27 protein-coding genes and 2 pseudogenes are annotated in these 25885 nt (G+C 37.0%); 16 read left to right on the plus strand and 13 right to left on the minus strand.

Annotated features, from left to right (window positions below):
• Positions 1 to 338: 338 nt before the first annotated feature.
• From V5M36_RS07790 to V5M36_RS07810, 5 genes are all read right to left on the minus strand, one after another.
• On the minus strand, positions 339 to 1409 hold the full coding sequence (locus tag V5M36_RS07790) for a porin (RefSeq protein WP_338563830.1): 1071 nt from the start codon (positions 1407 to 1409) through the stop codon (positions 339 to 341).
• 369 nt (positions 1410 to 1778) lie between these two features.
• A complete protein-coding gene (locus V5M36_RS07795; RefSeq protein ID WP_338563833.1) occupies positions 1779 to 2192 on the minus strand; it encodes an HIT family protein in 414 nt (137 codons plus the stop codon).
• A gap of 32 nt (positions 2193 to 2224) precedes the next feature.
• The gene (locus V5M36_RS07800) at positions 2225 to 2491 is read right to left on the minus strand and encodes a YARHG domain-containing protein (protein ID WP_338563836.1); all 267 of its coding nucleotides are present in this window, start codon (positions 2489 to 2491) and stop codon (positions 2225 to 2227) included.
• An 81-nt stretch (positions 2492 to 2572) separates the two neighbouring features.
• Positions 2573 to 3442 carry an NAD(P)-dependent oxidoreductase gene (locus V5M36_RS07805; RefSeq protein ID WP_338563839.1) on the minus strand — a complete coding sequence of 290 codons (870 nt, stop codon included), beginning with the start codon at positions 3440 to 3442 and terminating at the stop codon, positions 2573 to 2575.
• A gap of 32 nt (positions 3443 to 3474) precedes the next feature.
• Positions 3475 to 4566, minus strand: a complete 1092-nt coding sequence (locus tag V5M36_RS07810) for an alpha/beta fold hydrolase (RefSeq protein ID WP_338563842.1) — start codon at positions 4564 to 4566, stop codon at positions 3475 to 3477.
• A 140-nt stretch (positions 4567 to 4706) separates the two neighbouring features.
• Here V5M36_RS07810 and V5M36_RS07815 point away from each other — a divergent pair, with 140 nt between their 5' ends.
• The 9 genes and pseudogenes from V5M36_RS07815 (at position 4707) to trpB (ending at position 10924) form a co-directional block, all read left to right on the plus strand.
• Positions 4707 to 5894: an O-succinylhomoserine sulfhydrylase gene (locus V5M36_RS07815; protein ID WP_338563846.1), complete on the plus strand. Its 1188-nt coding sequence runs from the start codon at positions 4707 to 4709 to the stop codon at positions 5892 to 5894.
• A 40-nt stretch (positions 5895 to 5934) separates the two neighbouring features.
• On the plus strand, positions 5935 to 6264 hold the full coding sequence (locus tag V5M36_RS07820; protein WP_338563849.1) for a YbaB/EbfC family nucleoid-associated protein: 330 nt from the start codon (positions 5935 to 5937) through the stop codon (positions 6262 to 6264).
• A gap of 11 nt (positions 6265 to 6275) precedes the next feature.
• Positions 6276 to 6434: pseudogene (gene recR / locus V5M36_RS07825) on the plus strand (recombination mediator RecR); the annotation flags it as partial.
• Positions 6427 to 6684: pseudogene (locus V5M36_RS07830) on the plus strand (ribonuclease D); the annotation flags it as partial. The pseudogenes recR and V5M36_RS07830, both read left to right, overlap by 8 nt.
• Before the next feature lie 143 nt (positions 6685 to 6827).
• Positions 6828 to 7133 carry a YcgL domain-containing protein gene (locus V5M36_RS07835; RefSeq protein ID WP_338563855.1) on the plus strand — a complete coding sequence of 102 codons (306 nt, stop codon included), beginning with the start codon at positions 6828 to 6830 and terminating at the stop codon, positions 7131 to 7133.
• On the plus strand, positions 7126 to 7542 hold the full coding sequence (locus tag V5M36_RS07840; protein WP_338563857.1) for a hypothetical protein: 417 nt from the start codon (positions 7126 to 7128) through the stop codon (positions 7540 to 7542). Before V5M36_RS07835 ends, V5M36_RS07840 begins: the two co-directional genes overlap by 8 nt.
• An 18-nt stretch (positions 7543 to 7560) precedes the next feature.
• A complete protein-coding gene (locus V5M36_RS07845; RefSeq protein ID WP_338563858.1) occupies positions 7561 to 8412 on the plus strand; it encodes an AAA family ATPase in 852 nt (283 codons plus the stop codon).
• A 15-nt stretch (positions 8413 to 8427) separates the two neighbouring features.
• Positions 8428 to 9615, plus strand: a complete 1188-nt coding sequence (locus tag V5M36_RS07850; protein WP_338563861.1) for a vWA domain-containing protein — start codon at positions 8428 to 8430, stop codon at positions 9613 to 9615.
• A gap of 100 nt (positions 9616 to 9715) precedes the next feature.
• Positions 9716 to 10924 (plus strand): tryptophan synthase subunit beta, encoded by a 1209-nt coding sequence (trpB, locus tag V5M36_RS07855; RefSeq protein WP_338563863.1) that lies wholly within the window; start codon positions 9716 to 9718, stop codon positions 10922 to 10924.
• Positions 10925 to 11258: 334 nt separating this feature from the next.
• On the opposite strand, the gene V5M36_RS07860 is transcribed toward trpB, so the two are convergent.
• The 3 genes from V5M36_RS07860 to V5M36_RS07870 all read right to left on the minus strand — a co-directional run bounded on the left by V5M36_RS07860 (position 11259) and on the right by V5M36_RS07870 (position 12658).
• Positions 11259 to 11690, minus strand: a complete 432-nt coding sequence (locus V5M36_RS07860; RefSeq protein ID WP_338563865.1) for a CBS domain-containing protein — start codon at positions 11688 to 11690, stop codon at positions 11259 to 11261.
• Positions 11691 to 11826: 136 nt separating this feature from the next.
• On the minus strand, positions 11827 to 12210 hold the full coding sequence (locus tag V5M36_RS07865; RefSeq protein WP_338563868.1) for a DUF2750 domain-containing protein: 384 nt from the start codon (positions 12208 to 12210) through the stop codon (positions 11827 to 11829).
• Positions 12211 to 12424: 214 nt separating this feature from the next.
• Positions 12425 to 12658 carry a hypothetical protein gene (locus V5M36_RS07870; RefSeq protein ID WP_338563870.1) on the minus strand — a complete coding sequence of 78 codons (234 nt, stop codon included), beginning with the start codon at positions 12656 to 12658 and terminating at the stop codon, positions 12425 to 12427.
• A 224-nt stretch (positions 12659 to 12882) separates the two neighbouring features.
• Between V5M36_RS07870 and V5M36_RS07875 the strand changes: the two genes are divergently transcribed.
• Entirely contained in the window at positions 12883 to 13242 is a 360-nt protein-coding gene (locus V5M36_RS07875; RefSeq protein WP_338563872.1) for a hypothetical protein, read from the plus strand.
• A gap of 205 nt (positions 13243 to 13447) precedes the next feature.
• Entirely contained in the window at positions 13448 to 13774 is a 327-nt protein-coding gene (locus V5M36_RS07880) for a hypothetical protein (protein ID WP_338563874.1), read from the plus strand.
• A gap of 78 nt (positions 13775 to 13852) precedes the next feature.
• Here the strand turns inward: V5M36_RS07880 and V5M36_RS07885 are convergent, their stop codons facing one another.
• Together V5M36_RS07885 and V5M36_RS07890 are read right to left on the minus strand one after the other, a co-directional pair.
• Positions 13853 to 15373, minus strand: a complete 1521-nt coding sequence (locus V5M36_RS07885; RefSeq protein ID WP_338563877.1) for a M16 family metallopeptidase — start codon at positions 15371 to 15373, stop codon at positions 13853 to 13855.
• Between the two features lie 222 nt (positions 15374 to 15595).
• Positions 15596 to 16924, minus strand: coding sequence for a M16 family metallopeptidase (locus V5M36_RS07890; protein ID WP_338563880.1), 1329 nt, complete (start codon positions 16922 to 16924; stop codon positions 15596 to 15598).
• A gap of 227 nt (positions 16925 to 17151) precedes the next feature.
• Here V5M36_RS07890 and ftsY point away from each other — a divergent pair, with 227 nt between their 5' ends.
• The 4 genes from ftsY to V5M36_RS07910 all read left to right on the plus strand — a co-directional run bounded on the left by ftsY (position 17152) and on the right by V5M36_RS07910 (position 20340).
• Positions 17152 to 18243, plus strand: coding sequence for a signal recognition particle-docking protein FtsY (gene ftsY, locus V5M36_RS07895; protein WP_338563882.1), 1092 nt, complete (start codon positions 17152 to 17154; stop codon positions 18241 to 18243).
• A gap of 237 nt (positions 18244 to 18480) precedes the next feature.
• Positions 18481 to 19074, plus strand: coding sequence for a nitroreductase family protein (locus V5M36_RS07900; RefSeq protein ID WP_338563884.1), 594 nt, complete (start codon positions 18481 to 18483; stop codon positions 19072 to 19074).
• A gap of 136 nt (positions 19075 to 19210) precedes the next feature.
• Positions 19211 to 19864, plus strand: a complete 654-nt coding sequence (locus tag V5M36_RS07905; RefSeq protein WP_338563886.1) for a DUF2057 domain-containing protein — start codon at positions 19211 to 19213, stop codon at positions 19862 to 19864.
• Positions 19865 to 19941: 77 nt separating this feature from the next.
• Positions 19942 to 20340 (plus strand): GNAT family N-acetyltransferase, encoded by a 399-nt coding sequence (locus V5M36_RS07910; protein WP_338563889.1) that lies wholly within the window; start codon positions 19942 to 19944, stop codon positions 20338 to 20340.
• A gap of 257 nt (positions 20341 to 20597) precedes the next feature.
• Here the strand turns inward: V5M36_RS07910 and V5M36_RS07915 are convergent, their stop codons facing one another.
• From V5M36_RS07915 to V5M36_RS07925, 3 genes are read right to left on the minus strand one after another with little or no spacing between them, the layout of a single operon-like run.
• Complete coding sequence (locus tag V5M36_RS07915; RefSeq protein ID WP_338563892.1) at positions 20598 to 21206, minus strand: OB-fold-containig protein; 609 nt, start codon at positions 21204 to 21206, stop codon at positions 20598 to 20600.
• Positions 21207 to 21234: 28 nt separating this feature from the next.
• Positions 21235 to 21543: a Rieske (2Fe-2S) protein gene (locus V5M36_RS07920; RefSeq protein ID WP_338564107.1), complete on the minus strand. Its 309-nt coding sequence runs from the start codon at positions 21541 to 21543 to the stop codon at positions 21235 to 21237.
• Positions 21544 to 21559: 16 nt separating this feature from the next.
• Positions 21560 to 22564 (minus strand): adenosine kinase, encoded by a 1005-nt coding sequence (locus V5M36_RS07925; RefSeq protein WP_338563895.1) that lies wholly within the window; start codon positions 22562 to 22564, stop codon positions 21560 to 21562.
• 379 nt (positions 22565 to 22943) lie between these two features.
• On the opposite strand from V5M36_RS07925, the gene V5M36_RS07930 reads away from it, so the two are divergent.
• Positions 22944 to 25883: an insulinase family protein gene (locus V5M36_RS07930; RefSeq protein ID WP_338563898.1), complete on the plus strand. Its 2940-nt coding sequence runs from the start codon at positions 22944 to 22946 to the stop codon at positions 25881 to 25883.
• Positions 25884 to 25885 lie beyond the last annotated feature (2 nt).

Genomic DNA, 25885 nt, shown 5'->3' on the forward strand with positions numbered 1-25885 from the left:
TTGATATAAACGATTTTGATCGATTCAAATGGATGAAGCTACTTAGGGCTTAAAATTGAATTGATATTAGACTTCTTTCATACATCATTATTCACACAACAAAATCATCATGATTATTTCCTCATCTGAATCTTTTTCCAAAGGGAGAAGGAGTTTTTACAGATCAATGTATTACCACTCAATGATGATTTTTGATTTATGAAAGAGGTTTATTAAAATATATCTAATGTCAGAGTATTAGATTTTTAACTAAATTAGATTTTTAAATTTAAGGAATAAAAAGACAGCCATGGTGTACATGGCTGTCTTTTATAATGATTGATTAGAGGTTTTTATGATTAGAAATCGTAACGGAAACCTAAAGAAAGACCTAGTGAGTCTTCACCTTTAAAACCTTTAACGTTATTTGTGCGTGCTTGTTCCCAAGGCGTTAAGCTCGAGTTTTTGTCATTCAAAACTGTAGCAATGTTGCCATAGATGCGTACAGCTTTGTCAAGACGGTGCTCAAGACCAATTGCAATAAGGGTAGCATTAGCATCTTCAGCATCTACGTCACGGTGCATGACTTGACCACGAACATAAGTTTTAGGCGCAAATTTATAATCTGCAGCGATACCAATCACTTGAGCATCTGGATTAACGACATCATTGTCATGAGTAAGGTATTGATATAGACCACCCACATTCAACTCTGGCGTAATTTTGTATGCGCCTGCTAAGCGTATACCATCACGTTCTCCGCGAGTCGCATCTTCTTCATAATGTTCATATGCTGCAGCGAAATCAATTGGACCTTCTTTGTAGGTTAAAGCTAAATCATAAGCTTTGTTCTTTTTAGTGTCGCCTTTAAGGTTATCAGCTGTATTTTCTACATAACCTGCTGAGTTTCCTTCATGTAAAGATAATGCTGCTATAACGTTAAAGCCAGTACCTAATTTTGGAGATTTATATTCAATTGTATTTTCATTACGCTCATCAAAACGCAAATTTCCTGCACGAGTGACATTTCGTAAATCACCAACTTGATCACCGAAGAAGTTTACAGGTCCGCGTGCTGCTTTAAATGGGCTATCAAAACGACCTACACGCGCTTGACCAAAGTCACCTTTGAGACCCACGAAAGTATCACGAGTTGCAAAATCTGTACCTGAGTTTTGACCACCGCTCGCGAAATTAATTTCTTGTTCAATTTGACCAAATACGGTCATATTATTTTCAAGTTCTTGTTCTACTTTAAAACCTAAACGCGATGAGTTCGAAGAAAGTCCAACATCGTTATAATCTTTTCCATCATCTAAATAATCTAACGAGATGTGTGCACGACCATAAATTTTTACATCTGCTGCATTAGAAATAACAGGTGTTAAAATAGATGCCCCGATTGCAAGTGCGCAAAGTGTTTTTTTCATTTGTGTTGCTCCAATTAAGACTTTTATTATCGAGTCAGCATGAGCAGTAGGTTTATAGTTGTAACTACTGCTCTCTAATGGAGCTCAGTATCGTTCACAAATAAGTCAGTCATATTAAGGATTTATTTCAAATTTATTAAATTAATTTAGACGATGAATATTGAGTAAAAACATTAACGATAATCATAGAAGTAAAAATAATCTTGCCAGTGAAACTAAGCACAGCAAGGGACTGTACAAATAAGAAAGTGCCTCAATAAAAAAATGGAGCCTAAGCTCCATTCATTAAATCATCAATATATTGTGATCATTATTTGTTGATCAGTGTTTAAAGATCAAAAAATTAAGGTGTAAATATTAAATCTCAGACTAAAGTGCGGCTTTAATTTTATCTGCTAAAACTTTAATTTGATCTTGATCACCCATTTGCACACCATGTTTGCCTAGTTCATGAACAGAACTTGGGATCAAGTGGAAATGCACGTGAGGTACGGTTTGTCCAGCAGCAGCGCCTGAAAGCTGCATTAAAACAATACCTTTTACGTCTAATGCTTTTTCCATTGCTTTAGCAATTTTTTGAACGACTTGAATGGTATATGCCGCTTCCTGAGGATCCAAATCTAATAAGGTTACTGCGGGTGATTTTGGAATCACAAGAGTATGACCTTCAGCTTGGGGCATAATATCCATAAATGCTAGAACTTGATCATCTTCATAGACTTTAATTGCAGGAAGCTCATTGCGTAGTATTCGTGCAAATATATTTTGATCATCGTAAGTCATTTCAATTCCTTGCTGTCAATGGTTGAACGATATTAATTACAGTTCAATTCTTTCTGACGAGCCTTAATCGAGTCAAGCTTTTGTTGCTCTTTTTCAGAGAATTTAGGTTTAGTTGTATTGCAATTCTCGTCACCAAATTTAGCTTTAGCTTCAGGATCCTTGAAGCAAAAACCTTTAGCCGCATAAATGACATTGTGGTCATTTTTTAATTTTTCACATTCTTTTGCTGTATCAGCAAGAGCATTTACCCCAACTGACATAGAACATGCAGCGATAATCGAAACAAATAATTTATTCATGAGAAACCCTCAAATGGACATTTTTTGTATTGTCACTATAGCTATTATAAGTCCATCTAAAGGGTTTTCAATGGCTAATAATTATTCTAAGGTAATTTTACTCCATGATTCATACATTTTTACTGCAGCGGAAAAGTCGCTATTTACTTCAGCAGTCGCATGCGCAACTTGAATTAAATTCTGTGTGAGATTGATGATGGGTGCAGAAAGATTTGCTTGACGTACAAGGTCGATTGCAATCCCCGTATCTTTGGCTAATAAAGGCAGGGCAAAGGTATTCGGAAAACTACGATTGAAAACACGTTGTGGTAAAACATTTTCAGTGACACCGCTTTTTCCACTTGATGCATTGATGCAATCAAGCGCTTCATTCAGGTTTACACCATGCGCTTTTAGTGTTGTAAAGCCCTCTGCAGCTGCACATAAATGTACAGCAAGTAACATATTGTTTACAGCTTTCACCGCAAAGCCAGCACCAGATTCACCGACATGCTTAATCAATTGACCCATTGCTTGCATTGCGGGAAGGGCTTGTTTAAATATTTCAGCTTGTCCGCCAACCATAAAGGTCAAGGTCGCATTTTCTGCACCAATTGTTTGACCACTGACTGGAGCATCTAAAAAAGAGACATTTTTAGACTTTAGATATGCAGCTTGTTGACGTGCTGCTTCGGGTACACCGCTGGTACAATCCACCCAAATTGCACCAGATTTCATCTCTAATTGATGAATAATATCGTCTACGTGTTGACTGGTGGGTAAGCATGAAAAAATAATGTCTGCTTGAGCGGCTTCATCTAAAGAGACTGCTTGAGTATTAAACTCAGTTGCATGTTGTTTGGCTTTTTCAAAATTTCGATTCCATACCAAGACGGATTCAAAGTGTTGAGGTAAGTGGGCTGCCATGCGGTAACCCATTGCGCCTAAACCAATAAATGCAACTGTTGTCATATTTTTTCTCTACTTTCTATAGCGTGATCTATCTATAAAGGCGTGGATCTTTGTGCTAACCATTCAGAAAGTTTTGGCCAAAACTCGTCTGCACTTTTTTGGCTCGACATTAAACCCAAATGCCCCCCAGGGATTAAAGTAAACGTGACATCTGGGCTACTTGTCAATTCAGTCAATGGTCTAACAGCGTCAGCTGTGACCATTTGATCGCTACGACCCGCGCCAACAAACAGAGAGCAGTCTATATTTTTTAACTCTATTTTCTTATCTTTTAATTCGATAAAGCCTTGATGGAGTGGATTTCTTAACCAAACATTAAAAAGCATGTCTTGATTGACTCCAGCAGGATAATCAATCATGTGGTTTAAAAAATAGCCTAAAGTTGCATGTTCATGTAATAACTTGGTGTCATCTAAATTGGTTAATAGTTGTTTATGACCTTCATACCAACCTTTCGGATCTAAGATTTTAAAACCAACGGCATTAAGAATACCTGGGGTGTGGAGTAAACGTTTTGGCAAACCACCCGCATAAATTTTACGTTGTAAAGCAGGATTACGATTGAGATAACGATTCACTCGGGCATACAGTTTTCCAATACTCCCTGAAGCATAACTGTCGATAGGACTTCCCAAAATCACTAAATTTTTAATGTAATTGGGTTTTTGTAATGCTGCATACAATAAAACAAAAATGCCAGACATGCTCCAGCCATGCAGAGAAATCAATTCAGAGCCTGAATGGGCACGAATTTGTTCGATACAGTTGGGGATGGCATGTTCAATAAAACTTAAAAAATCTAAATTTCGATCTTGGTAATTAAAATGACCCCAATCCAATAAATAGACATCAAATCCTTGTTCAATATAATATTTAATCAGAGAACGATAAGGATATAGATCATAGATATCCATCTTAATCGCTAAGGGTGCAACAAACACAAGAGGTTCAGCGAACTTCTTATTCGGGGATGCATAGTAGCGAATTTTACTGTTGTTATATTTTCCAATAACCTCGTAACTTGTCGCTTGTGATAAGACCAGAGATTTTCCATAAAATACGCGAGTGCCTAAGTTTTTTAATTTACTTTGCTTTTCGCGCCAGCGATCTTTGAGTTGTTGCATGAGGAGGTAATGTCTCATATTCATATGATTTGTTCGAAGTGTAAGCGATATTTATATATTTTACCTTGACCTTAAATGCCGTAGGCGCTCAAAATGTTGGCAATTATTTACAAAGGCAGTCTATCGACTGATTCGTACACATGAGCCACCAAGACGACATTGAATATCAACTTGATACTTTAGCACTTCGTACAGGCCATACACGCAGTTTTGAAGGTGAGCACGCCGAGCCAATTTTTCTAACTTCATCTTTTGTGTATGCAGATGCTGCTGAAGCTGCTGCTAAATTTTCTGGGCAAGAACCTGGGAATATTTATTCTCGCTTCACCAATCCGACAGTCGCTATGTTTGAAAAACGTTTAGCGGCAATGGAAGGTGCTGAGCGTGCAGTGGCGACAAGTACAGGTATGGCTGCCATTATGGCCGTTGCAATGTCATTCTTAAAGCTTGGCGATCATGTGATTTGCTCACGTGCAGTATTTGGTTCGACTGTCGCATTATTTGAAAAATATATTTCCAAGTTCGGTGTTGCCGTCGAATTTGTCGATTTAACCGATTTGAATGCTTGGAAAAATGCGATACGTCCAGAAACAAAACTATTATTTGTCGAATCTCCATCAAATCCCTTATCAGAAATTGCAGACATTCGTGCTTTAGCAGACATTGCACATGCCAATAATGCACTGCTTGCGATCGACAATAGCTTTTGTACACCAGTTTTACAGCAGCCTCTGAAGTTAGGTGCAGATCTTGTGGTTTATTCAGCAACCAAATATTTAGATGGACAAGGTCGAGCTTTGGGTGGCGCAGTTGTGGGCAATTCAAAACTACTTGAAGATGTGTTTGGCTATGTGCGTACCACAGGGCCTTCAATGAGTCCATTTAACGCTTGGGTATTTCTTAAAGGTCTTGAAACCTTACGTATCCGAATGAAGGCACATTCTGAAAGTGCGCAAAAAGTGGCGGAATGGTTACAGACACAGGACAACGTTGAAAAAGTATATTTTGCAGGTTTAGAAGATCACGTTGGTCATGAACTGGCGAAACAACAGCAAAAAGGCTTTAGTGGAATCGTTTCATTTGTAGTGAAAGGTGGACGAGAAGGTGCTTGGAAAGTCATTGACCATACTCAATTTATCTCTATAACGGGTAATTTGGGGGATGCGAAGTCGACGATTACCCATCCAGCAACCACCACACATGGCAAATTATCGGATGATGCTAAAAAAGCAGCGGGTATTTCTGAAGGTTTAATACGATTATCTGTTGGTTTAGAAGATGCAGATGATATCATTGCAGACATTCAACGTGGTTTGGATCTTATCTAAGATCTTTTAAAGTTTTTAAATTTTTTGTTCGGAGAGTTTTATGAACATTAATATGCTTATGCAACAAGCGCAGCGCATGCAAAAAGATATGGAAGTGAACGTAAAGAAAGCGAAAGAAGAGCTTGCGCAGACTGAAGTTCATGCTGAAGCAGGCGGTGGTTTAGTTAAAGTAACGATGACTTGCCGTAATGTTGTTAAACGTATCGAAATCAATCCAGAACTTTTGCAGGATGATCCCGATATGATTGAGGACTTGATTGCAGCAGCAATGAATGATGCAGCACGTCAAGCTGAATTAGTGTCAGAAAAAAAAATGAAAAGTGCGAATACGGGTATGGGTCTACCACCTGGTCTTGCAGGAATGTTCTAAGGAATCTTATTGTGTTTAGTGATCGATTTGATCAACTTGTACAAGGCCTAAGAATATTGCCAAGTGTTGGGCCGAAATCGGCTCAGCGCATGGCATTGCATTTGATTATGAAAAATAAACAAGGTGCACTAGGTTTGGCCAATGCTTTAAATGAAGCCATGTCATTCATCTAAAGACGTGACCCATGATGTTGACACCCTGATTGAAAATATTGCTTTAGATATTCAAATTCCGAAAGAAGTCATCATGCGTAAAAAATGGTTAAGTTCGCTATATCAGCATGTGGTTTTTAAACGAGATGAACAAGATTTACCTGATTATTTACTTGGCTGGCGTTATGATTTATTAACCAAGCCTTTAATTCAGATGCTTAATAACGACGCAGATTATTTAAGCTTACAAATGCGAGTAGATGATTAAAAAGTCGATTAGCGTGAGTAATGCTACGATTGGTCAAAGAATTTACAGTCATTTAAAAAGACGACTGTTGCGTTAAAAAAGGTTAATGTTTCGCATATAATTTTCCTGTATGCTTTATTTTGAGTTTTATTGGTGTTGTAAAAATGTGGTGTGAAATCTTTAAATCGAGTAAAAAAGACGAAATGTATCTTTACGTTGCTCGCGCTGAATCTACTGAAACAAATGAGCAAGCAGATCCGCTGGCAGTATTATCCGATGCCTTAAAAAGTGCATTTGGTCGTGCGACATTTGTGATGTCAATTGAGTTGCATGAAGAGAAGAAATTAGCCCGTGCGAATGTTTTGCATGTTATGGACTCTATTCAAACCAATGGTTATTTTCTACAACTACCACCAGAAGGTTTAATTAACCCGAATGCTGTAGAACCAGAGGGATTACGCGGTGCTTGAAGCTTTATCAGGAATATGGACTCAATTTTTATCAATACTTGACGCTATTCCAGAAGACAGTATTGCCATAACAGTTTATGTTCTTGGTACTTTAATCATCTTATGGTGTTGGTATTCAATCGCTAAACGTTTACCTTCACCATTAGGCGGAATCACTTGGATTCTGATATTCGCAATTTTGGCAACGCCAACAGTTTCTGAAGGCCCTAACTCTGCTATTGCACCCGCATTTTTTGGTTTGGTTTTTGGCATATTAACTAAAGATTCGCCTTTAATTTGGTCTAATTTCTCACTCATTGCTTTTGTTGCAGGTGTGGGCTTCGTCATTGGCTATTTTTGGTCCAAATATTCATCCAATAAAAAATCAATCCAGAACAAAATGCTCAGCAATAGAACATCACCACTTTAATAAAAATAAGGTTAAAACATGTCTGTCGATATTCAACAATTTTCAGGTACGGATCAGTATATTGCGACTGATAGCTTAAAACTTGCTGTTAAGGCGGCTCGTGCTTTACAGAAGCCTTTATTGGTTAAGGGTGAACCTGGAACAGGGAAAACTTTACTCGCTGAGGAAGTTGCTCAAAGTTTAGGTCTAAAACTCATCACTTGGCATATTAAGTCTACGACAAAAGCGCAGCAGGGCTTGTATGAGTATGATGCTGTATCACGATTACGTGATAGTCAGTTAGGCGATGAACGTGTATATGACATTAAAAATTATATAAAACCAGGTAAGCTTTGGGATGCATTCACCAGCGAAGAGCGCTGCGTTTTACTGATCGATGAAATAGATAAAGCAGATATTGAGTTTCCAAACGATTTGTTGCATGAACTCGATAAAATGTCGTTCTTTGTGTATGAGACAAGTGAAACCATCACTGCAACGCAACGACCGATTGTGATTATTACTTCGAATAATGAAAAAGAATTACCTGATGCGTTTTTACGTCGTTGTTTCTTTCACTATATTGAGTTTCCAGATGAAGCCACGATGCGTGAAATTATTGCGGTACATTTCCCAAATATTTCAACAAGTTTGGTCAATGAAGCCCTACAAGTGTTCTTCAAATTACGCGTTGTACCAGGCTTGAAAAAACCACCTTCAACCTCGGAATTGATTGATTGGCTAAGTTTGTTAATGGCAGATGAAATGCCTGAAGATGTGTTACGCAATCATGATAAATCCAAGGCGATTCCGCCTTTATATGGTGCATTGATTAAAAATGAGCAAGATGTTCAGTTGTTAGAGCGTCTTGCCTTTATGACACGTCGTTAAAAAAGGGTCGCACAGATGTTCGTAAGATTATTTTATACCTTGCGAAAATACGGGATTCCCGTTTCGACGCGTGAATTGATTGACTTGAACCATGCGGTAAGTCAGGGTTTGGTCTTTGCGAATCAAGATGAATTTTATCAATTGGTTAAAACGGTCATGGTTAAAGATGAGCGTTTCTTTGATAAATATGATCGTGCCATTAAAGACTATTTTCAAGGCATTGAAACCTTTGATCTAGACGATCTCTTGAGAAAGATTGAGCTCCTACCCAAAGAATGGTTTGATTTAGAATTATTAGAAAAGCATCTCACCCCAGAACAGCGTGAAGAACTTTTAAAAGCGGGTTCGCTTGAAGATCTCCTGAAGATGTTTGAAGAACGTTTACGTGAGCAGCATAAAAAGCATCAAGGTGGCAATCGTATGATTGGCACGGGTGGAACTTCACCTTTTGGTGCCTATGGTGATCATCCTGAAGGTGTTCGCATTGGTGGCCCTGGTCGTAAAAAATCGGCAGTAAAAGTCTGGGAGCAACGTAAGTACCAAAATTTAGATGATGATCAAATTTTGGGTACGAGGCATATGCAAATGGCGCTGCGCCGTTTGCGTAAATTTGCCCGACAAGGTGCCGCAGAAGAGTTGGATATAAATCTCACCATCAAAGAAACAGCCAAGCAGGGTATTTTGGATGTTCAGCTGGTTCCAGAACGTCGTAATCGCGTGAAAGTTTTAATCTTGTTTGATGTAGGTGGATCTATGGATGCCTATATTGCACAATGCGAAAAACTCTTTAGTGCTGCAAAAACAGAATTTAAAACGCTTGAGTATTTCTACTTCCACAATTGTTTATATGACTATGTCTGGAAAGATAACCACCGTCGCTCATCTACAAAAATGAATACTCACGATCTCTTTAATACCTATGGAAAAGACTATCGTGTGATTGTTGTTGGTGATGCCAGTATGGCCCCGTATGAACTGCGTTCAGCAGGTGGTTCAGTCGAATATATGAATGAGGAATCTGGTGAAATTTGGTTAAAGCGTCTACGCCAGCATTATGAAAAAACGGCTTGGCTCAATCCTGAAACTGAAAATTATTGGCATTATACTCAGACGATAGGCCTGATTAAGCAATTGTTTGAAGATCACATGTATCCAATGAGTCTCAAAGGTCTTGAAGATATGACCAAATATCTAGCACGCTAAGATTTTTGTGTGCACTGAGTTTGTACTGTGATTTGATTTAAATTTATTGTTATCTAATTTGTTATCTAATTTGTTATCGAAAAATGTAAAAGGATCTCACATGGATCATCATATCAATGGCATTGCATTACCCAACGAAGACGGTTTTTTTGGTGAGTATGGTGGACAATTTATTCCGCCACATTTAAAACAAGCAATGGATGAAATTAACCTTGCTTACGAAGAGATTCGACATACAGCAGAATTTCAAAATGAATTGAATGATTTGTTTGCGCATTATGTTGGCCGCCCGAGTCCATTGTTCCATGCAAGACGTTTGTCTGAGCAGTTGGGTGGAGCGCAGATTTATTTAAAACGTGAAGACTTAAATCATACTGGCGCACACAAAATTAACCATTGTTTAGGTGAGGCATTACTCGCTAAATACATGGGTAAAAAGAAAGTGATTGCTGAAACAGGTGCTGGTCAGCATGGCGTTGCTTTAGCAACTGCATGTGCATTGGTCGGTATTCCCTGTGAAATTCATATGGGACAGGTGGATATTGAAAAAGAACATCCTAATGTCGTAAAAATGAAGATTTTAGGTGCAAATCTCATTGCTGTGAGCCGTGGTACTGCGACATTGAAAGATGCCGTTGATAGTGCATTTGAAGAGTATTTAAAAAATCCTAAAGATTTTATTTACGCGATTGGCTCTGTGGTTGGACCTCATCCATTTCCAAAGATGGTGCGTGACTTTCAAGCCATTATTGGTGATGAAATAAAAGTTCAGACTCAAGCTCGTTTTAATAAGCATCCTGATTATATCGTTGCTTGTGTCGGTGGTGGTTCAAATGCAGTAGGTGCATTCACTGCCTTTTTAAATGATCCTGAGGTTAAGTTAGTGGGCGTAGAGCCTGCTGGTCATGGTTTGGATACGAATCAGCACTCAGCAACTTTGACCCTAGGTAAACCGAGTGAGCTTCATGGTATGGCGTGTTATGTACTTGAAGATGAAAATGGTGAACCTTTGCCTGTTCATTCTATCGCTTCTGGTTTGGACTATCCTGGTGTCGGTCCTCAGCATAGTTTCTTAAAAGATTTGGGACGTGCACAGTATGCAACCGCCACTGATCAAGAATGTTTAGATGCTTTTATGACTTTATCTCGAGTTGAGGGGATAGTTCCTGCTTTGGAAAGTGCACATGCGGTGGCATGGGCAATTCGAGAAGCGCCTAAAATGGCCAAAGAGATCAATATTGTGGTGAACCTATCGGGTCGTGGTGATAAAGACTCTGATTACGTTGCTGAAAAACTTGGATTAAATTGAATATATTTCGTTAAATTTGAGTTGGAAATTCTAAAAAACAAAAACCCACTTGCTGTGGGTTTTTGTTTTTTAGAAGTTATTAGATCTCTTTTATCGGTCGAAAAATGATCATTGAGTGGCCATATATTGATAGGTGAAAATCCCTTCTCCCTTTGGGAGAAGGTTAGGATGAGGGAATACTCATGATAAGTCCGTTACATGAATAATGACTTTTGAAAGAAGTCTATTTAATAGATTTCTATTTAAAGTTTTAAATTAAAGATCAAAATTAAAAATTAAATAAATCAAAGAATCTATTTTAGGAATTTCAAAAAACTAATTGCGCGCTAGGAAACTATCCTGAAATGTATTGCTGCAGTTGTTCAATCAGAACCTTTTGATCGTCCATAGTCGCTTTAACCAAATCACCAATAGACACCAAACCCACCAACTTATCATGATCAATTACGGGTAAATGGCGAATATGTCGATCTGTCATCAAGGCTAGGCATTCATCTACCGTATTAGAACTACTGATAGAAAGAACTTTTGACGTCATAATTTCAGCAACGGTGGTCAGGTTTGAAGTACGTTGCATAAGTGCAATTTTGCGCGTGTAATCGCGTTCAGACAAGATACCAGTGACCTGAGTATCACTTACTACCACTACAGCACCTATACCTTTATTCGCCATCAAGGTGATGGCCTCCAATACAGTTGCTTCTGGTGAAATCGTGGTTATTTCAGAATTATTTTTATTCTTTAATACTTGAGCGACTGTCGTCATCTTGTTGCCTCGCTTTTTTAAATAAACTCTTGCTTCTATTTAAATAACTGAAATTTTTGAATATTACAATTAATTAAATATCATTTTGTGAAACAATTAAAGTAAATCATTCATTTAATTGCATTCTTTAGCCATGTTAAGAGGTAAATTTTACTTGATGACCAAAAAATATTTGGTTCATTTGTGCAGTTGAAAGCTTAAATCGTCGATTATTATGATTAAACAAAGCAGGTGAAACGTCTAATCGAGTCAAAGTGGGTAATAAGGACTCTTTAAAATCTTTAATTGTAATTTTTCTTGGAGTGTAATTAGGCCAATGCACTTTAGCATACTGGATGGCTTGTGTGGAATTCAACCAAAAAGGAAATATATGATCTGAATTTTCAGATTTAATAGCCCAGCCTTGATGTTCGGTATTATAAAGTCCCCATAAAACACCGCAATACATCATCGTTTTTAAAATTGAAATTTTTAACAGAAAATCTTTGGTTGCTGGTTGAAGCTTAATATATTTCTTCATGAGAATATTTTTGCATTTACAACTAGAAATATAGTTAGATTGATTTTAGCGGATCAATGTTAAAGTTCAGTGTATTGATTGCTTAATATCGTAAGCAATTATTATCAATGATCAAAATAGTGTGTATATGTCAACAATATTGATTATTTAAGTCAAATGAAGAAAATTTTAAAGAATAAAGAGTCAAAAAAAACGCCACCTGAGTGACGTTTAATTATGCTTGCATGGTGGCCATGTTCTGCCAATATTGTGCTTTGAGAGAATCACGTTCTACGCGAAAACCCTGTAAATAAAGTTCAGCGAGAAACATAGCAGCTTTACCATGACCCGCATGGGCAGCATTTTCTAACTCTTGAACTGCATTTGAAAAGTTCATTTCAAATTGGATGGTGTTTACAGCATTTGAGTAAATAAACTCAAGATCTTGCTGAGAGATTTGGTTAATCATATCAAACTCCTTATTCTAATTATGATTAGTACAACAATTACATATGACCCATAGGGTCTAAAGTCAATATAATGAAGCAATATGAAACTAATATTACAATTTGATATACTTGTCAACTATATTTTCAGTATTTACACTGGTTACATTAGCTTACATGTCTAAACTTTAATCGTATTTGGAATTATTTAAGATAGAATTGAAAAAATAAATAAGGAGATCAAGTCATGTCAAATACAATAGATGGATTTAGTTTTGATACACCTCCAGTGCAATCTCAAATTATTGCTTTGGCGCAACATCATCGTCAACAGTTGGATGAGGCTATTTTTCATCAGGAAATTCATTTGGGTGATTACTGTCTGGCCCAACGTAAAAAAATTCATGACTTCACAAAAAACCTAACACCCAATGAAAAAGCTGAATTTTATCGTTATTACGATGGTGAGCTAAAACGTATTGCTGTTGAAGATCGCGAACATCCGGATGATGCTGAAAGTGGGGTGAGCCTATTTACGATTTTTATAGCACTCGCTTTTATTCTGCTGATTTTGTATTTTGGCGTTATTCGTTCAGTGACAGCTTAATCGCTTAATATAAGTTATATATAAATTATATATTTGTTCTGAAGACTTCCTTGAATCATTAAATGTTCAAGGAAGTTTTAATGTCGATTGTTGGTTCTTTTTAGTCTATTCAATAGGTTTAACGTCAATAATGAGTTTTAAAACCCGTTTTAGGCTGTTCTTTTCTGTGCATCACGATTAAAATACCTTGAATTAGAGGTCGTACATGCTCAGCTTTAAAGAATACATTTTAAAAATTAAGACTACTTTTCCTTTTGAAGTTGCCCAAAATTATTTGGTTATGATCATTGTGATAATGATCATATTGGCTGCAAGTTATGCGTTATATAGACCTGTCAATCAGGATCAATTTGCACAGGTGATTGTGCTCAAAAATCAATATACATTACCTGAAACACAGGATATGGCTGAAAAATTGGCTTCCCAAAACACAATTTCAAATGCTGAATATTATCGATTGATCAATGCCTATTCTTTTGAATCATCGAATATTAAAAAATATCCAGATCTCAATGTTGATGACTTACGTTAAGCTATCATTTAAAACATCAATATTTTTTAAATAACTTAAAAAATCAATGAATAGTATGAACTTAAGTTAGCTAAAAAATTAATTGATTTCAGACGTTTGATTTGCATCATCAGATATAAACGTTACTTGCCCTAAATTTTCATTGAGAATTTCAGTGATTTTATTTTTATCTAATTGATTTGCAACGACGACTACAGTCATCTTATCGGCATGTAAATTTTTACGAATTGCATTCTCAACATCTTGCGTGGTTAATTGAGAAATTTGTTTTTGATACTGATTTAAATAGTCAGTTTCTAGACCATAAAATCCAATGGATGCAATCTGGGCATTGATGTTGGCATTACTGCTCAAAGTCATTGGAAAAGACCGCAACAAACCCTCTTTGGTTTCAGCCAGTTGCTTTTTAGAAATCGGCTGATTGATAAAATCATATAAAGTCTGATGTGCAACATCAATACTCTCTAAAAGTTGCACTTGTTGAGTGGCATAGCTCAAGCTAAATAATCCTCGTGCTTGCGTAGATGTCAGGGTGCTCGACGCATTATAAGTGAAGCCACGTTTTACACGAAGTTCTTTGGATAATAATGAATTAAAACTCCCACTACCAAAGATACGATTGGCAACTTCTAGCGCAATTCGATCGGGATCATTTCGACGTATACCAATGTGACCCATCATAACGTGTGCTTGACTTGAGTTATGCGGTATCCACTGAATATTAAAATTATCTTGTTCAACTGGCTCAACAGTAGGAGGGGCTTTGCTACCTTGTGGAAGAGAAACACTTATTTTTTCTGCAATTTTACTTGCCTGTAAATTGGTTAAATTACCTGTGATAGCAATATTAGAATTTTGAGCGACTAAAAGTTGGTTTCGAAAGTTTTGAATGAGTTCAGGCGTTATTTTCTTAATGCTTGATTGTGTGCCCACACTCGGTTGAGCATAAGGATGCTGTCCATATACAGATCGATAAAATTGAATCGTCATTAAGCGACTTGGATTTTCTTGTACTTGTTTTTGACCCACCTTGGTGTTGTTCAAAACGAGATTTAGTCCAGACTGATTAAAATTGGCATCTTGGATTAAATGTAAAAATAGATCTAAGGCTGGTTCAAGTTTCGTTGGATCGGAGAGTACACGGAGACTGACTGTAAACATATCTCGGTAGGCGTTAACACTAAATTTAGCACCAAGCTCTTCAAAGGCGCGACTCAGTTGTTTTGCAGTATATTGATCAGTCCCTTCAGGCATGAGTCTCGCCGCCATGCTGGCGATCCCATATAAGCCTGGACCAATCACTTCATCTTGTGCCGAACCTGCATTAAAGCTCACTTGGATATCGACGATCGGTAAGTCTTGGGTCGAAACAAAGAGTGTGCGAACATTTTTTGTATTGGTAAGTTCTTGTACAAAAGGCGTTTGATAATTCTGACCTTTAGATAAATTTTTTAAGCTGATTAAATGGGGGATTGAGCTTAAAGTGCTTTGATCAATCAGTTCTTCTTGATCAGTGATTGGTAATGGGTCTACGTCTGAATGCGATAACGTTGAAGATAAGAGCACTGGAAACAAGAAAAAATGTAAATACTTTTGCATTGGATATCCTTTATTTCCACTCAGCCATCATCTTATGATTCAAACTTAAGTGAGATATGAGAATTTAAGTGGCTCTGTGTAGTTAAATCATTTTGAATTTTTCGTCATTTACACAAGTTTTGAAAACATGTATTTGAAACTAATTTGTTTGATACTAATTTGTTTGATACTAATGTATTAGACAATAATGTATTAGACAAAAATGTGTTTAGGCTTCTAAGATCATTCGGGCATTAAGTGTAAAACACTCAAATTGTCGCGTACAAAAAAAACATTGGCGATGCGCTGGATATCTTGCGGCGTGACTTTTTCATAATGTTCACTTAATGTGTCGATCATACGGTAGTCCAAGCCATTAATATCAAGTAATCCGATCATTTTTGCTTGTCCTGCGATATCATCTTGGCTGTAGATAAAATTAGAAACAAAATTTGATTTTATCCCTGATAGTTCGGTTGAATCGACCAATTGCGTTTTAAACAAATCTAATTCTTCCTGAATAAAATTTTGCGCTTGACTCAAATTAACGCCTTCTGCTGGTAATGCCGAGATCATGAATAAACTATCACCTCGACTATAGGGGTCATAACTGACACTAATCGCAGTCAAAACTTTTCGATCTCTTACCAATCGATCTTGCAAGCGAGATGAAATTCCACCATCCAATAAATTTTGAATAATGGTTAAAGCATAAGCATCTTGAGGGTTTTTTGCCGTTTTAAGAGATTTCACATTCCATGCCATATATAAATTAGGCACTTGCACAGCTAAATTCATTTCCATCTGGCGGTAGCCGAGCCGTTCGAACTCAAGCACATCATTACGTTCAGGTATTTCTTGTTTCGGTATCTGTGCAAAATACTGCTCAACTTGCTTTAAAGCCACTTCAGGATTGACATCACCGACGATAACTAAAGTTGCATTGTTGGGGCTATACCAAGTTTGATACCAATTTTTTAAATCCTTTAATTGAATGTTTTGTAAATTTTTCATTAAGCCAATAATGGGTTGTCTGTAGTGACTGGTGGGATAAGCAATCCACTTAAATCGTTCAAATGCCAGATTTCGCGGATTGTCTTCAGTTCGTTGGCGACGTTCTTCCATCACCACTTTTATTTCAGGTTCAAAATCTGTTTGGCGCAACACCAAATTTCGCATTCGGTCCGCTTCCAACTCTAAAGCGAGTGGAAAGTATTTTTTAGGATAAAGTTGAAAATAGTTGGTGTAGTTGGTCGATGTGAATGCATTAACGCTGCCGCCATAAATCCGGCTTAATCGTGTAAATTCATCATTGGGCACTTTTTTGGTCCCTTTGAACATCATATGTTCAAGTACATGAGAAATCCCCAGTACATTGCCAGACTCATCGCTACTGCCAACGCCATACCAAATTTGGCTAATGACAATGGGTGCACGGTGATCTTCTCGAATGATGACTTTTAAACCATTTTTCAGTGTGCTTTCGACTGTATTGCGCGCAAGCTTACTTTGATTTTCTGCAAAACTTAAACTGCTGAAACCGCATAAACATGCGATAAAAAAAGAACGCATAATGTGCTTTGATCGTGACTGTAAATCAAAAAATAAGGATTGGTGGAAAAACACACATCACAGCCAGTTGGTTATTATTGTTCCTATTTTTAAAAATATTCAAACTGAAAGCAAGTGAGCCTTGTTGCTTTTTAGTTGATGTTTTTAAAAGCGTCTTGGCAGCGCTTAAAATAACGAATCTATGATAAACTTCTGGTCTTTAATTCTATGCTTTTCAAGGAATCGGCATGCAAGAACAGCAAAATAAATTCTTGATTGATGCGGATATCGGTGATGACGATGTCACATTACCTAGTTTACCAGCCGTAGATGTGCCTATTGTTGAAAATAATAAAGTAGAGTCTGTTGTAAGCTCGGCTGTTAGTCCTCAAATTGAAGAAGAAACTGAGGCTAAGGGCGGTTTCTTTAGTCGGATGAAACAAGGCTTAAGTAAGTCACGCAAGAACTTAGCTGATGGAATGGTAAACATTCTGATTGGTGGTAAAGAGATTGATGATGAACTACTTGAAGAAGTTGAAGAGCAACTTTTAGTTGCAGATATTGGTGTAGAAGCAACAAAAACCATTATTACCAATCTTACTGAGCGTACAGCGCGCGGCGATTTGATTTATTCGCATTCTTTATACAAAGCGCTACAAGAAGAATTGGTCACGATACTTGCACCACGTGTTAAACCTTTAAACATTGATCCCAATAAAACACCCTTTGTGATTTTGGTGGTGGGTGTGAATGGTGTCGGTAAAACGACCACGATTGGTAAATTGGCAAAACGTCTGCAAGGCGAAGGTAAAAAAGTAATGCTTGCAGCAGGTGATACATTCCGTGCTGCTGCTACTGAACAGTTAGAAATTTGGGGTGAGCGTAATAACATTCCTGTGGTTTCACAAGGCAATGGTGCTGATAGTGCTTCTGTTATCTTTGATGCCTTTGAAAGTGCACGTGCCAAAGGTATAGATGTTCTTATTGCTGACACTGCTGGACGTTTACATAACAAAGGTCATTTGATGCAAGAATTGACCAAGGTTAAGCGTGTGATGCAAAAGATTGATGCCACTGCACCACATGAAGTGATGTTGGTTGTGGATGCAGGCACGGGCCAGAATGCCATTAATCAGGTTGAAATGTTTGACGAAGCAGTAGGCTTGACTGGTTTAACCATTACCAAGCTCGATGGTACTGCCAAAGGTGGTGTTTTATTTAATATCGCCAGCCGTACACATGTACCGATTCGATTTATTGGTGTTGGTGAAAAGATTGATGACTTGCGTCCTTTTTCTGCCAAATCTTTTGTGGCTGCACTTTTTGAAACAGAAAAATAAGGCATCTATTTGATCTTCAATAAATTTTAACCATTTTATTGTTTTTAAAAATTTCATTAGATCAAGACCCTGCAGTAGTGCAGGGTTTTTTTATGACTAAAAATTACAGTTTTATTTCTTTATTCGTTCTAATTTTGGAACACATTGTTATAAAGATCGGGCTGACGCTGACTCAAAATATTTATATGATGGTTATATCGTATAACAGACACCTACATCAAAATAAGGATTTCAAATATGTCATTTCTAGATCAAATCAAACAACGTCGTTCAATTTATGCCATTGGTAAAAATGTGAGTTTAGACAATACAAAAATTGAAGAGTTAATTAAAGATGCTGTTAAACATAGTCCATCATCTTTTAACTCACAAACGTCTCGTGTTGTGACTTTATTTGGTCAATCACATGAAGATTTTTGGAATATTGTTTTAGAAACATTACGTAAAATTGTACCAGCGGACGCTTTTGAAGGCACCAATGCGAAGATCAGCAGCTTTAAAGCAGGTCATGCCACTGTGTTGTTTTATGAAGATCAAGATGTAGTAAAAGGTCTACAAGAGCAATTTGCTCTTTATGCAGATAATTTCCCAGTTTGGTCTGAGCATTCTTCAGCAATTGCACAGTTTGCTGTTTGGACAGCATTGGCTGAGCATAACATCGGTGCATCACTACAACATTACAACCCAATTGTAGATGCAGAAGTGGCTGCAAAATTTGATGTTCCAGCAAACTGGAAACTTCGTGCTCAGTTGGTATTAGGTTCAATTGAAGCCGAAGCGGGTGAAAAAACATTTATTGATGACGCAGTACGTTTTAAAACATTTCATTAATTTGAACAGTGTGAAAAGGGGCGCTTAGGCGCTCTTTTTTATATGAAATAATTAAGCAAAATTCAGATTGTCATAAAAGTGTCATCGCTGCCTAGCATAGTGTTTTGAAATTTTGATGAAATCATCTGAGTATAAAATGAATTTAAAATTAACCACCTTATTCTTAGGACTAATAGCACAGAGTTCTGTATTTGCTGCCGCAACAATTTCAGCACCCGAAGAGATCATTGTGGTTGCTTTAAATGGTCAAACTGTTAAATCAGGATTATTTAAAGGTCAAAAACAATTTAAAGTTGAGGCAGGTCCAGTCAACTTAAATGTACGTTATCAAGAATATTTCGAAATGCACAATGGTCGTTTTGATATTATTAAGTCAGATGTAGTAAATATTCGAGTGCCTGAACTCAAAGATAATCAGAACTATAGCTTGGCCTTAGTCAATCCACCGAAAGATGAAGAAGAAGGTAAAAAATTCGCTCAATCTCCACAGATTGCAATTTACGATCAAAATAATAAATCAGTACAAATACAACAACAGTCTAATGTTCAGAATGAATCACCATCAATTCTCGGCGGGCTATTTTCTAAGGACGACAATTCTAGCCGAGTATATTCAACACAAGAGCAATCCTCAGCGCCAACACCAAGCATTTCCACAAAGGTTGAACAACCCATTAGAACGAAGACGACTGTTCAACCAGGAACATCTGAACAGCAATTAATTAAGATTTGGCAACAGTCTTCAAAAATTGATCGTCAAAAGTTTTTATCTTGGTTAGCAGAACAGTAATTCATCTTTAATTCTGAGACAAGTACGACTGTTAATGTTAAAAATAAAAGAGAGATGGCTTATTAAGTTCGATAAAAATGCAAGACTTTGATTTCAGACTGGCTGAAGAAAGAGATATTCCGGATTTAGCACTATTGATTAATCGTGCTTATCGAGAAGACCACAAAAAAAGCTGGAGCAATGAATCTCGATTTGTTGCAGGTGATCGTATTAATCACGCTCAACTCAAAGATTTAATCGTTCCAGACTTGAAACAAAGAAATAATTCACGACTCATAGTCGCTGAATTTAATACTGACGATCATACTGAGATATTCGGCTGTATTTTAATTGAGTTTAATCAAAATACAGCTGAAATTGGCACTTTTTGTATTGCACCAACGTGGCAAAATTTAAACTACGGTCATAAGTTACTCTCCAAGGCTGAAATGTACGCCTTAAAAACTAATCCAGACTTATACAGTTATGAAATGTGAGTATTGAATCTTCGTTATGAATTAATTGATTTTTATTTACGTAGAGCTTATGTCAAAACCGGTAGGATCAGCAGCTATCCAGTTGATGCAGGTGTAGGTGAGCCATTAACAGAACTTCACTTAATTCATCTCCAGAAAATAGCCTAAGCATTATAATAATTTTATTTAACTCTAATAAAATATTATATAAATATACTTAGAAATAAAGATTATACAGTTTCTTATTTTACTTTCTTAAATTGAACTAACAGCAAGTCTTAATCTGCATTGAATAATTGATTTGTTCTCGCTATTTTTTTTGCTATGTAATGGGATTTTTTAAAACGAATTAATAAAATTTGTGAATGAAGCTCAAGTTCACCGAATTCTGGTTCTACTTGAACATAATGTAATTGACCGAGTTCATCACGGACACGTGCTTGTGCTGAGAACCCAGGTCTTGCATTACCACTCGAAACGGTTGCCAAGCGACCGAGAAGATTGGTTTGAGTATACTTTAAGTGTGGCTTAATCACTTGATCGAGACAGTGAATCATGAAAACTGTAAAAAAAATGGCAATAATTAGAGCAGGTAGGATCACGTAGTACCAAGGAATAAATTCATCTTGATACGCAAAACTAAGTAATTGTAGAAAATATCCTGCAAAACTAAAATTAATGAGCAGAAATACAAAAATCAGAACTTTAGAAAATTTCACTTGCAGTAAAGGGGAGTGTGATAGCCAATCGGGTGCTACTTTTTTAATAAAAGTACTGGGTCTAAGACCAATATAAACGCCTAGAGTTTCGGCCATACTTAACATGATCAATGCGAGAACACAGATGTGAAATGGCATCAAATCGCATTCAAGTAAAAATGTCAGCATGACCAATCCTTTAGGCGGTTAAAGAGCTTTAATTTTCTAAGTAAATTCCACCGTCCGAATGGACTTTAATCTCTACTTTCTCAAGTGATTCACCTTGACATGGGCCAGAAATACAAAGACCAGTTTCAACGTCAAACAGTGCGCCGTGTGTTGAACATTCAATAAATTCTTGTTCACGATCTAAAAATTGATTTTCTAAAAATTCAAGTTCAACTTGTAGATGTGGGCATACATTTTGGTAGGCATAAAACGTTCCATCACGTTGAGTAATGAAAATCGTATCACCATCAGTAGTTTCAAATGCTCGAGCTTCACGTTCTGGAATTTCTTCCATCATGCATATTTTATTCATGTTAAGCGACTTCCGTATGGAATTCATTTAAAAGTTTTGCATAATCTGCAACATCTAATCTTGGACCAAATTGAGAAACCACCTGACTTGAGATTAGGATCGCCAATTCTGTCGCATGCTTTAAGTCTTTGCCTGAGTTTAAAGCATATAGGAATGTACCCGCAAATGAGTCGCCAGCACCATTGGTATCTACAGCAATTACTTTACGTCCTTTCACTTGAAAAGTTTCATTTTCAGACGATACAAGCGCACCTTCCGCACTCAAAGTAATAATCACTACTTTACTCAAAGATTTTAATTGAATAAGTGCTTCTTCAATCGATTGGGTTTGGGTATACATCAATGCTTCTTGTTCATTACAGAACAAGACATCAACACCATCACCTAATAACTCATCTAAACCTGAACGTGCATACTGCACCATGGCAGGGTCAGAAAGTGTAAGCGCAATCTTCACATCATTTTGACGTGCAATTTCACGTGCTTGCTTGACCGCAGCTCGTGCTGAATCGCTAGTCGATAGATAACCTTCAATATATAACCATTGCGCTGTTTTAAGCGGCTCAAAATCAATTTGAGTCTCAGTCAGCTCAGCTGTAATACCAAGGTAAGTATGCATAGTACGTTCAGAGTCCTCGCTGACCAAGACCATACATGTTCCAGTTACACCGTGACTAATCGATTTTTCAGAAGTGGATATACCCGCATCATTCAAACCTTTGAGGTAAATAGAACCCAGTTCATCATTGCCAACGCGACATGCATAAAATGCACTCGCACCTAAAGCACTAAATGCAACTGTAGTATTGGCTGCAGAGCCACCAGAAGCTTGGCCTTTATACACTTGGCTGTCTTTTAATTTTTGAAATAATTCTGCTTGTGTTTGGCCATCTGTAAGTTGCATGGTGCCTTTTTGCAAATTCTGTTGAGTCAAAAAATCGTCTAAAACTGTAAATTCTTGGTCAATGAGCGCATTACCAATTGCAAAAAGGTCAACTTTAGCCATGATTTTAATCGCATAAATATTTAAAAATGAAAGTTTACACGATTACTCACCTTTACTATAGATTGATGAATAAAATTCATTTTATTCTAGACATTATTATTTAATTCATAGCTTATTTTCTAAATGAATCATTAAGATTAAACACGAATTTACTCGATTAAATTTAAAAGCAGAATTATGGATATTTTCTAAAGAGGATCTCTAATTTTAATTGATCAAAATAGCCTAAGCAAAAAATATTTTAAAATTTTAAAACAAACATAATAATAAACTTGACTAAAAGAGTCGGAAAAATAAGGTAGACTGCTACAAACTCATCAAATCTCATCAACATACGCTATAATAAGGTATGTTAAAAAATTCAAATTTAGGAGCTCACATGACAGTAGATGTTACTGAAACTATTTCCAAGACCGTTCACCCTGCGTTTCAGTTGGTACGTCAACATCATGTAGCCGCGTTAGATATTTTTGTTTCAGAATATAGACACAAAGTCACGCAAGCCATTCACTATCATTTAGCCACTGAGCATGACGAAAATGTATTTTTAGTTGCATTTCGTACACAGCCAATGGATTCAAAAGGTGAGGCGCATATCTTAGAACACACCGCTTTGTGTGGTTCTGAAAAATTCCCTGTACGTGATCCATTTTTCCTGATGATTCGCCGCTCATTAAATACATTTATGAATGCATTTACGGCGGCAGATTGGACTGCGTATCCATTTGCAACGCAAAATAAAAAAGATTTCCAAAATCTACTTTCTGTATATTTAGATGCGGCTTTTGCAGCAAATTTGAATCCTCTTGATTTTGCGCAAGAAGGCATTCGAATTGAGCTTGAAAATGATCAACCTGTTTATAAAGGTGTTGTTTTTAATGAAATGAAAGGGGCGATGAGTGCACCATCAGATCAGTTGTATCATCAGTTGGCACATCATTTATTCCCAAAAACAACATATCATTATAATTCTGGCGGTGATCCTAAAGACATTCCAGATCTAACTTACCAAGAGTTAGTTGATTTCTATAAATCTCATTACCACCCAAGTAATGCCATATTTATGACCTTTGGTAATCAATCTGCCTATGACTTACAAGAACAATTTGAAACTTTAGCATTATCAAAATTTGAAAAAGGTAAAACACTTTATTCAGTAGCTGAGCAACGTTTAACAGCACCGATTGAAGTGACAGAAACATATGCTGTAGACGCAGAAGATTTAACAGACAAAACCTATCATGTCATTTCGTGGTTACTGCCTGAATCAAGTGATATTAAATTACGTCTTGGCTTACGCCTTGCTGAAGGAATTTTATTAGAAGATTCAGCATCACCATTACGTCACTATTTAGAAACCTGTGGTTATGCACAATCCACAGGCCCAATTATGGGCTTAGATGATTCAAATTTTGAAATGACGTTCTATTGTGGAATTCAAGGTTCAAATGCTGAACATGCTGAGACTTTTAAAAATGAGGTGATGGGAATTTTGCAAGATGTTGCTTCTAAACCAGTAGATCCAACATTAGTCGACGCAATTTTACATCAAATCGAATTACATCAACGCGAAATTGATGGTGATGGAACGCCTTATGGTTTGAGCTTAATCTTAAATGGATTGGGGAGTGTCATTCATCATAATGACCCTATACATGTCTGGGATGTAGACTCTACGATCGAACAAGTCAAAGAAGAATTGAAAGATCCAATGTGGCTTTCAAACTTGATTAAGACTCATTTGATCGATAACCCTCATCGCGTTCAATTAACCTTAATTCCTGATGCAACAAAATCTGCGAAAGATTTAGAACTCGAAAAAGCACGTTTGGCTGAAATTGGTGCAAATTTAAGTGAAGCTGATCGAGCTGAAATTATTAAACAGACTGATGCATTAAATTTACGTCAAGCTACACCTGATAATCTCGATTTACTTCCTAAAGTGGGTCTAGAGGACATTCCCGCTGAGCTTGCCATTGTTCAAGGACAGTTACGTGAAATTATCAGCAATAATATGGATATGCCATTAAATCTGTATCACGCAGGGACCAATGGTATTTACTATCAGCAAGTGATTATTAAAATTCCGACTGAAATCGTAAAATCTCCATATTTCAACTTACTCTCTGTTTTGATGGGTGAGGTGGGTGCAGGTGAATATGATTATCTAGAGTTACAACAACTACAAACTGCTGTAAGCGGTGGTTTGGGTATGGGCGCATCATTACGTAGCAACGTCAATAACAAAGGTGAAATTAGTGCTTGGTTAACCCTAACCACTAAATCTTTAGTAGATAAAGTCGATACCATTCAGTTGCTGAAACATGCATTTGAAAAACTACGTTTCGATGAAAAAGACCGTATTATTGAATTATTACAGCAGCGTAAAACCCGGTGGGCTTCGCGTTTATCAGGTTCTGGCCATAGTTATGCTATGCAGATCGCGTCACGCAATATGAGTGCTTTAGCAGAACGCGATTATAATGTCACTGGTTTAGGTGCTTTGAATTGGCTCAGTGAACTAGTGGTAAATATTGAAAAAGACGATGCTGCTTACGATCAATTGATTCAAGAATTAAAAGCGATTCATCAGGCATTATTGCTGGCGCCTAAACAGTTTTTATTGGTCTGTGAAGATCATCATTCAGACCGTCTGATTGAAGAAATACAAAATGTTTGGGATAAATTAGACATTGATCGTACGCCAAGACATATAAGTTCTTCGAATTTCAAGAAAGACTTTAAAGATGAAGCATGGTTAATTCAATCTAATGTGCAGTTCTGTGCTTCCGCTTATGCGGCTGTAGATGTGTCACATCCAGATGCTGCACCATTAATGGTATTGGCAGGCTATTTACGGAATGGTTTCTTACACAGCGCGATACGTGAAAAAGGTGGGGCATATGGTGGCGGGGCAAGCTATGATGGCAATGCATGTGCTTTCCGTTTCTATAGTTATCGTGATCCACGTTTAGCTGAAACCTTCCAAGACTTTGAAGCCAGTATTGATTGGTTATTAAATGCTGAGCAAAAGCCACATCAGCTTGAAGAAGCTATTCTTGGTTTGGTGTCTGGAATGGATAAACCTGGTTCGCCTGCTGGTGAAGCGATAACAGCATGTTATGCATTATTGCATGGACGTACTCCAGCATTCAGAAAAATGTTGCGTAAGCGTTTACTTCAGGTCACTTTAGAAGATCTACAACGTGTTACTCAACAGTATTTAGTTGAACAAAAACCCACTAGAGCAGTTGTTGCGCCAATGACGAAAAGAGAAGCTTTAGAACAATTAAACTTTGAAATAAAAATCGTAAATTAGAA

It is taken from the genome of Acinetobacter sp. KS-LM10 (assembly GCF_036896575.1).
GTDB classification, from domain to species: Bacteria; Pseudomonadota; Gammaproteobacteria; order Pseudomonadales; family Moraxellaceae; genus Acinetobacter; species Acinetobacter avistercoris.